11 protein-coding genes are annotated in these 12184 nt (G+C 67.5%); 9 read left to right on the top strand and 2 right to left on the bottom strand.

Annotated elements, in window-relative coordinates:
• Window positions 1-234: 234 nt before the first annotated feature.
• Entirely contained in the window at window positions 235-1812 is a 1578-nt protein-coding gene (locus tag ACH4D3_RS32855; RefSeq protein ID WP_398329746.1) for a glycosyl hydrolase, read from the top strand.
• Between the two features lie 395 nt (window positions 1813-2207).
• Window positions 2208-2813, top strand: coding sequence for a transposase (locus tag ACH4D3_RS32850; RefSeq protein WP_398329743.1), 606 nt, complete (start codon window positions 2208-2210; stop codon window positions 2811-2813).
• Window positions 2814-3352: 539 nt separating this feature from the next.
• Here ACH4D3_RS32850 and ACH4D3_RS32845 read toward each other — a convergent pair.
• Both ACH4D3_RS32845 and ACH4D3_RS32840 read right to left on the bottom strand, forming a co-directional pair.
• Complete coding sequence (locus ACH4D3_RS32845; protein WP_398329740.1) at window positions 3353-4291, bottom strand: hypothetical protein; 939 nt, start codon at window positions 4289-4291, stop codon at window positions 3353-3355.
• 14 nt (window positions 4292-4305) lie between these two features.
• Complete coding sequence (locus tag ACH4D3_RS32840) at window positions 4306-5172, bottom strand: transglycosylase SLT domain-containing protein (RefSeq protein ID WP_398329737.1); 867 nt, start codon at window positions 5170-5172, stop codon at window positions 4306-4308.
• Window positions 5173-5742: 570 nt separating this feature from the next.
• Here ACH4D3_RS32840 and ACH4D3_RS32835 point away from each other — a divergent pair.
• From ACH4D3_RS32835 to ACH4D3_RS32805, 7 genes are all read left to right on the top strand, one after another.
• On the top strand, window positions 5743-6135 hold the full coding sequence (locus ACH4D3_RS32835; protein ID WP_398329734.1) for a hypothetical protein: 393 nt from the start codon (window positions 5743-5745) through the stop codon (window positions 6133-6135).
• A complete protein-coding gene (locus tag ACH4D3_RS32830; RefSeq protein WP_240798845.1) occupies window positions 6132-6422 on the top strand; it encodes a hypothetical protein in 291 nt (96 codons plus the stop codon). Before ACH4D3_RS32835 ends, ACH4D3_RS32830 begins: the two co-directional genes overlap by 4 nt.
• Window positions 6423-6521: 99 nt before the next feature.
• On the top strand, window positions 6522-6812 hold the full coding sequence (locus tag ACH4D3_RS32825) for a hypothetical protein (RefSeq protein WP_398330075.1): 291 nt from the start codon (window positions 6522-6524) through the stop codon (window positions 6810-6812).
• 17 nt (window positions 6813-6829) lie between these two features.
• Window positions 6830-7573 carry a hypothetical protein gene (locus ACH4D3_RS32820; RefSeq protein WP_398329731.1) on the top strand — a complete coding sequence of 248 codons (744 nt, stop codon included), beginning with the start codon at window positions 6830-6832 and terminating at the stop codon, window positions 7571-7573.
• Between the two features lie 40 nt (window positions 7574-7613).
• Window positions 7614-8813: a hypothetical protein gene (locus ACH4D3_RS32815; RefSeq protein WP_240798844.1), complete on the top strand. Its 1200-nt coding sequence runs from the start codon at window positions 7614-7616 to the stop codon at window positions 8811-8813.
• Between the two features lie 161 nt (window positions 8814-8974).
• Window positions 8975-10468 (top strand): SCO6880 family protein, encoded by a 1494-nt coding sequence (locus ACH4D3_RS32810; protein ID WP_381609299.1) that lies wholly within the window; start codon window positions 8975-8977, stop codon window positions 10466-10468.
• 176 nt (window positions 10469-10644) lie between these two features.
• Complete coding sequence (locus ACH4D3_RS32805; RefSeq protein ID WP_398330072.1) at window positions 10645-12180, top strand: ATP/GTP-binding protein; 1536 nt, start codon at window positions 10645-10647, stop codon at window positions 12178-12180.
• Window positions 12181-12184: the final 4 nt, after the last annotated feature.

Below are 12184 nucleotides of genomic sequence, written 5' to 3'. Positions count from 1 at the left end.
GCCTCGAGGCACCAGGTAGATCGAACGTTCTATCCGTACAACTTGCCAAGCGTGATTCCGTTTGTCAATACCGAACGTTCTATCTCAACTGACGGGTCGTCGATCCTCGCGAGGTTGCAACCGGGGCTTGGTGTGAACCGTGGGGCGACCTCGCACGTGGTGCCCAGGAGACGCCTGACCTGAAAGGCAAGTCCTATGCGTATAAAGCCATTTCGACCAATTTTGCTTGCCCTGTTGGCGCTCGTCGCGGTCGTAGCAGCAGTCGTGACGGCGGCGGCATACCAGAACACTTCATCCGGCAACGACACGGACCGTGTCGCCGGAGTGGCAGCCGCACGCGGCGCCGATCACACCGTCACGTTGCGCAATGAGACGGACAGTCGGATCTGGGTCGGTGCGATGGTCAACGCCGACGGTTCGTCCCCGCTCACGGGGTTGCCGACCCTTGAACCAGGGCAGTCCGCTGCTATCACCGTCCCCGAGCATTCCGGTGCCGGGCACTGGCGCGGCAAGTTCTTCGCCCGTCAGGGCTGCTTTGGAGAGGAGGGCAGCACGTTCCACTGCGCCGTGGGTGACTGCGGTCCCTTCCCCGACCATTGCTCGACCGGTGAACAGCCCGTCAGTCTGGCCGAGTTCAACTTCGACGCGGCTGACAGTGCGGCCCCCTGGTACAACGTCAGCTACGTCAACGCCGTCTCAGCACCCATCACCATCACCCCTGAGGGAAAGTCCCCGCCGGCCGACGGAGGTGAGTGCAGTGCAGTCGGCTGTCCCACCGACCTGCTGTCGGTCTGCCCCCCGGAGAACCTGACCAGGGATCCGGGTTCGGGGAAGCCGTTGGTCTGCATCAATCCGAACCGGGACGCGAAGACGGCCTACAGTGAGGCAATAACCAAGGCATGCCCAACGGCGTATTCGTGGTCCAAGCAGGATGCCGAGGCCGGCAACCAGGTTGTGCGTCAGTGCAGTCACTGCAGCGGGTTCACCGTGACATTCCACGGCACAGGGCAGCAGAATACTTCCGTGCCGGAGGCCCGCAACCGGGCCGTGCCCGCTCCTGGACAGAGCTCTGATGAGCAGTCAACGCCCGCACCTCGTCGGGGCGTGGCCCTCAATCCTGTCGACGGCGCTGAACAGGCTCTCGCTCACTCCGGAGCCTCCTGGTACCAGAACTGGACTTCCTCCAGCCATGTGAAGAAGCCCAAGGACGTTGAGTTTGTCCCCACGATCTGGGGTCCCGGTTCCGTCACTGACGAGGAACTGGGCAATGCGGCCCGAGCAGGTGAGAATCTGCTCGGCTTCAACGAGCCCGACATGGCCGGGCAGGCCAACATCACACCGGAGCAGGCATTGGATCTGTGGCCCCGGCTGGAGAAGACCGGTCTGAATCTGGGAGCGCCGGCCGTGGCCGCCGACGCGGACAGGGCCGGTGGCTGGCTCGACCGCTTCATGAAGGGCGCTGAACAGCGCGGACTCCGCGTGGACTTCATTCCGGTTCACTGGTACGGCTCCGACTTCGGTCCTGGAGCCGCCGGTCAGTTGGCCGACTACCTTAAGCGTGTCCACGACCGCTACCACAAGCCCGTCTGGCTGACGGAGTACGCTCTCATCGACTTCTCCCATGGCATGCCCCGCTACCCGGGGGAACAGGCGCAGGCGGCGTTCATCAAGGAATCGGTCAAGATGCTCGACGGCCTGGACTTCGTCCAGCGCTACGCGTGGTTTGCCTTGTCCACCGAAACCAGCCCGACCGGCTTGTACCAGGGCGCTCAGGCGAACGCCAGTGGTCAGGCGTACCGAGAGGCTGACTGACCCGCCGGGGCTCTGGGGCGCTCACTCGCGCGTGCCGCCCCGCGAGTTCGCGGGTGCCCTGCTGGTGGTACAGATCTCCCAAACACTCCAGTGCGACTGCGCGATCTTGGGTCGGACCCATGTGAGAACTGGAACGGCCACCGTGTGATCATCAGGAGCTGTGTGGACTCATGATGACCGTGCGGTGGCCGCGCGCCCGGCATAGACGGAAGCCGTTGGCGGGAGATGTTCGAGCAGGCCATGACCCGGATCGCGGGCCGGCTCAGCCGGGTTGAACCCCGGGCTACCGTCCGTGCCGAGCGGAGGAACTGCTGGCAGCCGGCTGGCCGAACAGGCAGGCCATGCGCGACCCGGCCCGATGCAGCGGCTGCTGCGCTGCGCACGTTGGGACGCCGATGCCGTCCGCGGTGACATCCGCGCCTACGCCCGTCGAACACCTCGGCACCGACGGCGGTGCGCTGATCGTGGACGAGACCGGCTTCGTGAAGAAGGGCCGGGCCTCGGCGGGCGTGCAGCATCAGTGCCCCGGCACCGCCGGGCGCATCGAGAACTCCCAGGCCGGCGTCCTCGTCGCCTACGCCACCAGCCGAGGACGGACACTGATCGACCGTCGGCTCTACCAGCCCGAACAGGCCTGGTGCTCCGATCCCGAACGCCGTCAGGGGGCCAGGTTAACCGAGACTGTGCAGTTTCAGACCAAACTCCGCCTGGCCCGGGAGGCGATCGCCACCGCACTGGAGGCACGCGGGACCGGCTACGTGATGGCCGTCGTCTGTTCCCGGGCAGGGATCAACGCAGGCCGCACCGCCATGCGCGCGGACACCGTCGCCGAACGCCTGCCCGCCGCCTGGCAGCGGCACGGCCCAGGGCAACGGCGCGAAGGGCCCACTCTATTACGACTGGGCCCGGATCCACATCGGCACCGACGGACATCGCCACCTGCTCGTCCGCCGCAACCGCGCCACCGGCGAACTCACCTCCTACCTGTGCTGGTTACCTGAAACGGTCACCCTTGCGGAACTCGTCGGGTCGCCGACGTCCGCAGGAGGGTCTAGGAGTGCTTCCAGGCCGCCAAGGGCCAGGTCGAACTCGATCACTACGCCGGTTCGGGATGAGGCCCAGCTGGGCTTCTCGACTGTTTGCTGCACTGGTGCCTCGTATGGGTCCAGACACTGCAAGCAGCCGCCGGACCATCCGCTGTCCACAGAAGCGCAGTTGTCGATGGGGACGCGGAAGGGACTGCGTCAACGGCGCCGCGCTGCGAACCAACCGACCGGACTGGGGAGTGCGGTTCACGGCCGTGCAGTAGGTGCTCGTGGCGATCCGGGGTTGACGGCTCGTCAGGACTTCATGAGCCTGACTGACAGTGGGTGTTGGGAGCCGCGGGTGTTCGCCGGACATTCGCGCTGGCGGTCCCGCGGTCTTCGTGGATCAGGCCGACGAGCAAGTCGTGGCGGTTCACTGTCCGAAAGAGTCGGCAACCGCGGAGGCCGCAAGATCGACAGCGAATGCCGAGGCACTTCGGTGTCCCCCGTCAGCCTCACCGCGTGCCGTTGCTCTCCAATACCGTCCTCCGTCCGCGTAGACCGTAGTGCATCCGGGACTTCAGCGTGCCCTGCGGGACACCCTGTTCGACATCGGGTTCCCGCCCTGGAGCACGCTTCGGCACGTCAGGACGTGCCTTCAGCTCGTCCACGCGCCCGCGGACCTCCTCCACGAGTCTCGTATGGGGCAGAGGCAGCATCCCCCGATCACCCAGCCGAGCCCACATGTGCAGTAGCTCACGACCGTGCACCACTGTCGCGCGGTCGTCGTCGAGTCGCTGCCAGGAGGCCGCCGCTCGTACCACGTCCTCGGGAGCCCGGCTGTCATTCGCGCGGCAACGGAGCCGGGCCACTCCCAGAGCCAGCACGACGGCTTCCCTATGGTCGCCACGCAGGTGCGCCATGTAGGCCTGTAGGGCCCGCGCCTCCACTGTATCGGGATCGTCGGCTCCCGCTGCGTCGGTGAGAGCCTCGTGAAGTCCCGCCGCGAGGGCGTATGCGTCGTCCACTCGGCCGGCATCCGCGAGAGCGCCGATACGGCGGATCGGTCCGGCCAGCTCGGTGGGGAGGACAGCCGCGGGTGCGTTCCTCGGGGTGTGTGCGGCGGTGGCACGGGCCACTGCTGTCGCCACCGCGGTGGCGACAGCAGTGGCAGTACCGGGCCGGGTGATGACTTCTCGTGCGGGTGCGGGTGCCGGTTCCTCCGCGAAGGCGCGGAGACGACTGGCACCGTCCGGGGAGACCTCCAGAACGAAGTGGTCGTCTTCGCGGGAATCGGTGACCGTTGCCTCGACGGTCTCTGCCTGTTCGACTGCGTAGCGCTGGAGCCGGTCCAATACGGCCTCGTGAACGGACTGGCCCGGTGCGGCGACGAGAGGCTCCCCGTCGATCGTGGCGTGCCCTTGCTGTGAGACGTGTACGTCGTGATGTGTCATGACTTTCCTCCTCATCAGGTGGTTGCCGGATCGAGTGACTCGCTGGGTACGGCGGTGGGGAGGGGTGTCTCGATGCCGGTCGGAGTGGCTGAGTCCGAAGGAATGGCAGCAATTCCCTCATACTTGGCGAACTGGGCACGGACCGAGACGACATAGCCCTGCGCCTCGTTCGTCGCCGGCAGGCCCCCGGCCGTGGTAACGGCGTCGATTCCCACTGCGTATCCGGCCAAGGCGAGATCGAGGACGCTGCCCTCGGCCTCGCCGGAGTCGATCAGCTCCTGCGCCTGGTCGGCCAGGTCACACATGTAGCGTCCCTGCGCCATGATCGAGTCCTCGGCGTCCAGCGCGGTGGTCTCACCGCTGTCATCGTCGTCTTTGCCGTACTCGTCGAAGACGTCGGGCGGCAGTTGTGAGATTCCCTTCTTCCCATCAGGGCCGAGCAACTCTTCGTCGAAGCCGGACTCCTGCTGGATCTGCGAGGCAATCACAACCGGGCCAATGACATCGCAGAGTTCACCGGCGTTCTGGATGGGCTCCGCCAGGTCCTCAGGGACGGTCGAGGTGTCCAGATCTCCGAGGCCGTCGCCCTGGGCGATGCTCAGCGCGGAACTGGCCTCACTCAGGCTCGGTGGCATGTCACTGCTTCCGCCTCCACCGGTGACGAGCAGATAGAGCAGGATGAGGGGAGCCAGAAGGATGCCGAGCCCGCAGATGATGATGGTGGAGATGGCGACGCCGACCAGGACGACCGGGGAGAAGAGGAAGCTGATCGAGCCGACAGCTATCGCCGCGTTTCTGGCCGTCTTGGTTCCGCCTTGTTGGCCCTCCTGATCGGCCTCCGGTGAGGAGGCACCTTCCTCGCTACCCGTATTCGTGCTCATTGATGCCTACCTGCTTCCTCGTCCCTTGAACCGCCGGGCTCGTTCCGACCGTTGTGCTCCCCGATGGGCTCGGCAGATCGAAACGGGCCTTGTGGCAGATGAGTTCAACACGGTGCAAAGCCAATGAGCTCACGTAGAGGACCGACGAGACAGGAAGGAGGCGGGGCACCTATGACACCCCCTCCCTCGACGCCAGCAGGCCGGGCAGAGGGCTGGGTACGGGGCCCGCGGGCGCCTCGACCCGTCCCTCCTCCCTCGACGTCCGAAGGCGGCCCGTCCGCTTCGGTGGAAGGAGCCACCGCGCGGCCGACCACGCCTGCGGCTCGCATGGCAGACCCCCCGGTACGGACTGGTCTCCCCGGCCATCCGCGCACGTCCCCTGCCTCGACCGGACAGGCAGACAGGGCCGGCCGGAAGACCACGCGGGCGGCCGGGGAGCACACACTGGGGCCTCAGGACCGCCAGCTCGCTGCCCCCGGACCCCTCGGTCCTGCCAGGAGCAGTCCCCGGCACCCCGGTACCGGGTCGTCAGAGGAAGTCGGCTGGGTCAAGGCCCACGGCGGTGCTGGTGTGACCTCGCTGGTCGAGGTTCTAGGCGGTGTGGATGTCGGCGCCGCCTGGCCTGACCCTTCTCGGGGCCAGCCGCAGCGGATTGTGCTCGTCGGCCGAACCAGCGCGCGCGGACTGCAGTCCATTTCACGGGCGCTGGGCGCATTCGATGCCGGACGCGCTCCACAGGGACTCGACCTGCTTGCGGTGGTCCTCGTCGCCGATGCCCCCGGTCGGCTTCCGCTCGGCCTGCTGCGCCGTATCCGCGTCTTGCGTTCGGCTGCCAGGGTGCACCGGGTGCCGTGGATACCGGCATGGCGCGTCGGTAGCACCCCGAAGGCCTTGCCCAGGCAGTTTGACCGGCTCGCGGAACTGGTGGGCAGCGGAATCTACAGCAACGGAACCGTCGCGTGATCCTCTCCCTGGCTGCTGTCCATTCTTTGGCCGCCGATGCCACCTACACACCGACCGAAGACGCGCAGACCATCCTCAACATTCTCGCTTGGTCTGTCTCCGCAGCGGGTGTCTTCGGCCTGATGGCCGTCGGCATCAACATGGCGATACAGCTCAACCGCGGTGAGATGGGCGAAGGGGGCGCGCACTTTCGCGGCGTCTTCTTCGTAGCCCTCGCCAGCGTGGTCGCCTCGACGGCCGGCCCGCTCGTGAAGTTGCTGGGTGACCTGAGCCTTCTCGGGCCGTAGGACCTGCCAACCTTCACCACCGTCGGCGTGCTGCTGCCCGACACCCCCAGTCGCCGCGTCTCCCGCCGCTCGCGCGCTATCAATTTCTTGGAGATTCCAATGCCCTCAGTGATGCTCAAAGCTGCCGTTTACCTGGCCGAAGCCGATGTGCCCGAGCCCACCGGAGAGGCTCCCGACGAACTCAGCGACAAGGTCGACGTGGTGCTGAACCTAGTCGCCTGGGCCGGTACCGTGGCCGGTGTGCTCGGCGTTCTGGTCACCGGCGCCATGATGGCCGTCTCGCTCAAGCGCGGCGAGAGTTCGGAGCACGCGAGCCGCCTCGGACTGGTGTTGGGTGGCTGCGTACTGATCTCCACGGCCGGCCCGATCATCAGTTTCGTCTTCAACTGAGCGCGGGCCGATCGAAAATGCAACTACGCAGGCGACGGAAGACCGAGGAATCCGGGCCTTACTGGAAGCAGCGCAGCTGGCGGCTGTCGGCGGGGTTCCTCGGCCTCGTGCTGGTGCTGGGCGGTTTCGTCGCGGTGACAGCCGATCACGAGGACACCACCCTGGCAGCGGCTGAAGGCCCGTTGTCCGATGACTCCGTGCCGCCTCAGGAACGGCCCAGGGGATGCCGTACCGACGACACCGCTCGTGACAAGAAGTTGGCGCCGAAGGACGTGACGTGGCGCAGCGTCGGCGGCGCGCAGGTACCTGTTTCGGCTTCTGCCGGTCCCACCCGGACGTCAGGCCCGATGCACTGGTGCTATGCGCACACACCCGTCGGCGCTGCCCTGGCGGCCACGGTCATCCCCACCCAGATGAGCAGGTCGGACTGGAAGACCATCAGCCGGCAGCAGGTGGTGGCGGGGCATGGACGGGACATGTTCGAGTTCAGACGCTCGGCCGTTCCGAACATCGACGACATCGTTGAGGGCGCCGGTACCCGCGTCGGCTCGTACGTTGGTTTCACCGTGTCCTCGTACAGCAGCGAAGCCGCCCGTGTCAGCCTGTTGATCAGAGGTGCTCAAGGTTTTGCGACGACCACCATCCAACTGCGCTGGAGCACCGGGGACTGGAAGGTGGCCCCTGCCGACAATGGTTCTCTCCACACACCGGTGACCACGGCGCAGGGCAAGCCCGCGGGCTATGTCCTCTGGGGGGCGTGACATGGCGTGTGGATCGACCGGTAGTCCGGTAATTGACGCGGTGGTGGGCTTCTTCGAGTTCCTCGGCGATCCGATCGGTAAGATCATCGAGCTGGTCGCGGATGCCATCCTCGCGGGTGCCATCAGCGTGTTCGGAGCGCTCACACTCAGTGTGCCCACTCTGTCGGCGACAGGGACAAGCGCAGCACAGGCGATCAGCGGTCAGACTCAGTGGCTCGTGGTGTACCTCGCCGTCGGTTCACTGTTGTTCGCCTGCGCCCGCATGGCCATCGAGCGGCGCGCGACCGCGGGCACGACCGCTCTGAAGGGTATTCTGCGAGTCATCGTGGTCGCCGGAGGTGCCACGACCATTGCCATGGCGGCCGCCGGTGTCGCGGACAGCTACGCCCAGCATCTGTTCAACGCGGGAGCGGCGAACGTGCTGGACAACGTCGGGGCCTGCTCGGACGGCAGCGAGATCTCTGAGGCATTCCTGCTCCTGATTCTCTCCTTCCTGCTGTTGATCGCTGGGATCATTCAGACGATCCTGCTGTACATCCGCCTCGGTGTCATGATCCTTCTGCTCGGTACCCTGCCGGTTGCCGCGGCATCGTCGATGACCGACTGGGGAGGCGGCTGGTGGCGCAAGCACATTGGCTGGATGATCGCGTGGCTGTTGTACAAACCCGCGGCCGGTCTGGTGTTGTACGCCGGGACGGAGCTGATCACAGCGAGCAGTTCTGAAGGCAGCGCGGTCAATGAGCGTATCGCCGGCATCGGTGTGCTTCTGCTGTCCGCGGTCGCCCTGCCTGCCCTGCTGAAGCTCGTGGTGCCCGCCACGGCCGCCCTCGGCGGAGCTTCCGCGTACTCCGGGGCATGGCAGGCCGTGGGCGGCGCCCTGGCCAGCGGCGCCCGGTCGCTCGGCGGAAGCGGCGGCGGCAGCGACGGTGACGACGGAGGGGGCCGGACGGGTCCGAGCGGCGCGTCGGGGACTCCGGCTCCGGGCCATGCCCAGAGTTCGGCTGGACCGGGCTCGGTCGGCACGGCGGGCCCGGCAGGTGGCGAGGGCGTCCGCAACTCGGCAGGCGGTTCCGGCGGTGGGGCACGGGACGCCGAGGACGGGGAGGCATCCGGCGGAGCGTCAGGCTCTACGGCGATCGCCCTGACGGTCGCGGCCGCCGAGGTTGTCGGCAGAACTGCCTCCGGCGCCTTGGACGACGCCGACGGCGATCAGGGTCACAACGGCTCGCGCTACCACTGACCTGAATGCCCAGCCGTATTCGTTCCTTCTCCCTATGAACGGGCCGCCGGACTCCGCGCATCCTCCCGTCGCTGAGTCCGGCGGTTCTACCCGCTTCTGTGCTACTCCCAGCTCTCAACGCCTGAGACCACCACCTCTGATGAAGGGAAACCGGACCTTCCATGTCCACGGAAGCCGTCACTCACCCGACCTACGGGAACTGGCGCCGACCACGGCGGCCCGGGCTCGGACCACTCGGGCTGGTCGGCACAGTAGGGGTCTTCGGCGGGCTCGTCGTCACCCTGCTGGCGTCGCTGATCTCGCTGTATGCGGCACTGGTCGTGATCATTCCAGTAGTCCTCCTCCTGACCCCGCTCGCGATCCGCACCCAAGACGGGCGCAACGCTTACCAGTTGCTGCTGCTGCGTATCAGCTGGCGGCGCCGTAAGGCCAAGGGCGCGCACCTGTACGTCTCAGGCCCGCTGTCCGCCAGGCCCGGCGGCCGGTTCAGGCCGCCGGGCCTGCTCAACCGGGTCACGGTCACCGAGGGGCGGGACGCTTATGACCGGCCGTTCGGCGTCCTGCACCATCCGTCACGCAACCTGTACACGATCGTGCTCGGCTGTGACCCCGACGGTGGCTCCCTGGTCGACTCCGACCAGGTCGACGTCTGGGTCGCCCTGTGGGGTGACTGGCTGGCGCGGCTGGCTCACGAACCCGGCCTGCGGGGTGCCTCGCTGGTCGTGGAGACGGCACCCGACCCCGGTACCACGCTCGCCCACGAGGTCTTGCCCCGCATCCGACCGGACGCCCCACCCGCAGCTCGCGCGATGATGGAGGAGGTCGTCGAGCGCTACCCGATGGCCTCCTCCGAGATGCACACCTATGTCACGCTCACCTATGGTGCGCCCGCAGGCCCGAAGCGCAGCCCAGAGGACGTGATCACTGACCTCGCCGTGCGTATTCCGGGCCTGCTCCGGGGGCTCGTGTCAGCCGGCGGCGGGGCCGCGTACCCGCTCTCCGCCGAGCGGATCGCCGAGGTCGTCCGCGTGGCTTACGACCCAGCGGTTTCTGCCGACGTCCTGGACGCCCGTGCTCAGCACGGCGGTACAGGGCTTGAGTGGGACGATGCCGGACCGGCAGCGGCCGTGGAGACTGTGAACAACTACCAGCACGACTCCGGGGTGTCACGGACGTGGCTGCTGACACTGGCACCGCGCGGCACCGTACGGTCCTCCGTACTCAAGGGACTGCTGGAGGCGAGCCCCGGTACCCGCCGCAAGCGGGTCGCGTTGCTCTACCGGCCGATCGACCCGGCCACCTCGGCGCGGATCGTCGAGGCGGACCGGCGCTCCGCGCAATTCATGGCGACGTCGGGCCGAGGCATCGTGCGTGCAAGGGCTGTCTCCGAGATGCGGGCGGCGGAGCAGACCGCTGCGGAGGAGGCGTCGGGCGCAGGGCTCGTGGAGTTCTCGCTGATGCTGACCGTCACCGTCGACGAAACGGACCAACTCGCCGACGCCACGGTCGCTGTACGCAACCTGACCGCGTCTTCCCGGGTGCTGATGCGTCCCGCGGACCGCATGCAGGCTGCCGCCTTCACGTGCACGCTGCCGGTAGGACTACTCCCGTGGGAACAGACCCTGATCCCGCACGAACTGCAGGAGGCACTGTGAGCCGGCGAAGCGAGGAGAAGAAGGCCGAGCAGTGGGACCGGCTCGCTGAAGAGGCGGCGTGGCGGTCGGAACCCGGCGCGCAGTTGCCGGACCTCGGTGCGCTCCGGACGCCGCACAAGCAAGGGAACAAGAAGCGCAGCTCGGCCGACGAGAAGTCGACAGCCCGGCCGAAGAAGTTGTACGTCCCGGACCGCGGATGGCATGGCCCCGGTGGCGGCCGCGTCGGCTTTCTCGATCCGCCGACCATGTGGCGGGCCACCACGGTGCAGGCCTGCGGCATGTGGCCGTTCGCCGCCGGTTCGGGCTCGCCGATGATCGGAGTGCCGCTCGGACAGCACCTGTTCACGGGCGCCACTGTCTGCGGCGACCCGCTCAACTGGTTCACCCGCGCCCGCTACATCTCCAACCCGTCCCTCTTCATGCTGGGCATGCCGGGCCTGGGCAAGTCCACTCTCGTCAACCGGATGTTGATCGGACTCAGCGCGACCGGTGTCGTGCCCCTGGTTCTCGGTGACCTCAAGCCGGACTACGCGGACACAGTACGGGCGCTTGGCGGTCAGGTGATCTCCATCGGCCGCGGCCGGGGCGGCATCAACGTCCTCGATCCTGGCGCCATGGGCGCTGCGGCGGCGAAAATCGGAGGTCAGGCCGGCGAGGTCCTGAAGGCTGAGACACACGGCCGGGTACTGAACATGGTGGCCGCGCTGATCACCATCGTGCGTGGAAACCCAATGGACGACCACGAGCAGTCCGTGCTCTCCGCCCTGCTGCACCACATTCGCGAGCGCCAGCCGAAGGGCCGTCCGGCGCTCCTGCCCGACCTGTTGCGGGTTCTGAACGAAGGGCCCGACCGCGTCCGGGCGGTCACCTTGGACCGGGGGGACGACGCCCGCTACCGGGACGCCGTGGACCCGCTGCACCGCTCCCTGCTCGGTATCCTCGACGGCCCGCTCGGCGACACATTCGCCTCTCCGACGTCGACCCGCATCGATCCGGACGCTCCCGCCGTATGCATCGACATCTCCGGCATCGGTGAGGCCGACACCCAGCTCACCGCAGCCGCGATGCTCGCTGCGTGGTCGGACGGGCTGGGAACGGTCGCGGCCTCGCACGCTCTGGCGGATGCCGGCCTCGCGCCCCGGCGCTGGTTCTTCACCATTCTGGACGAGCTGTGGCGCCCGCTGCGGGCCGCCTCCGGCATCGTCGACCGTATCGACGCGCTGACCCGGCTCAACCGGTCCCTGGGGCTCGGTGACGCCAAGATCACCCACACCCTCAAGGACGCAGAGGCACTCGGCACCGACTCCGACCGGGCCAAGGCCCGTGGCTTCGTCGAGCGGGCCGGGATGGTGGTGTGCGCCGGGCTGCCGCGAGCGGAGATGGAGGACCTCGGCAGGGTGGTGGGACTCTCCCGACGCGAGATCGAACTCGTGTCGTCCTGGTCCTCGCCGCCAGGCTGGGGGATTGCCGGTGAGAATGAGGAGCCGCCCGGTCGGGGGCGCTTCCTCATCAAGGTCGGCGGTCGGCCCGGCATACCCATCAAGGTGGCCATCACCGCTGCCGAACGCGAACTGCACAACACCAATACCCGTTGGACAACTACTGAGAAGGCCCTCGACCGAGCCGTGGCGCACGCCGCCGGACAGGTAGCCCGGGCCGCTCAGGAGGACGCGTCCCCCGCGTCCCTGCCGTCCGAAAGGTGGCCTTCGTGACCGG

The sequence above is a fragment of the Streptomyces sp. NPDC018026 genome, from assembly GCF_044327745.1.
Taxonomy (GTDB): Bacteria; Actinomycetota; Actinomycetes; order Streptomycetales; family Streptomycetaceae; genus Streptomyces; species Streptomyces rubrogriseus.
Note: the sequence above shows the minus strand (reverse complement) of the source record. Positions and strands in the feature narration are given on the sequence as shown.

What these genes read in the sequence shown, in the direction of transcription:
- ACH4D3_RS32850 (WP_398329743.1), top strand. Translation starts at nt 2,208, where the DNA reads ATGCCGTCCGCGGTGACATCCGCGCCTACGCCCGTCGAACACCTCGGC.
- ACH4D3_RS32845 (WP_398329740.1), bottom strand. Translation starts at nt 4,291, where the DNA reads ATGACACATCACGACGTACACGTCTCACAGCAAGGGCACGCCACGATC.
- ACH4D3_RS32840 (WP_398329737.1), bottom strand. Translation starts at nt 5,172, where the DNA reads ATGAGCACGAATACGGGTAGCGAGGAAGGTGCCTCCTCACCGGAGGCC.
- ACH4D3_RS32825 (WP_398330075.1), top strand. Translation starts at nt 6,522, where the DNA reads ATGCCCTCAGTGATGCTCAAAGCTGCCGTTTACCTGGCCGAAGCCGAT.
- ACH4D3_RS32820 (WP_398329731.1), top strand. Translation starts at nt 6,830, where the DNA reads ATGCAACTACGCAGGCGACGGAAGACCGAGGAATCCGGGCCTTACTGG.
- ACH4D3_RS32810 (WP_381609299.1), top strand. Translation starts at nt 8,975, where the DNA reads ATGTCCACGGAAGCCGTCACTCACCCGACCTACGGGAACTGGCGCCGA.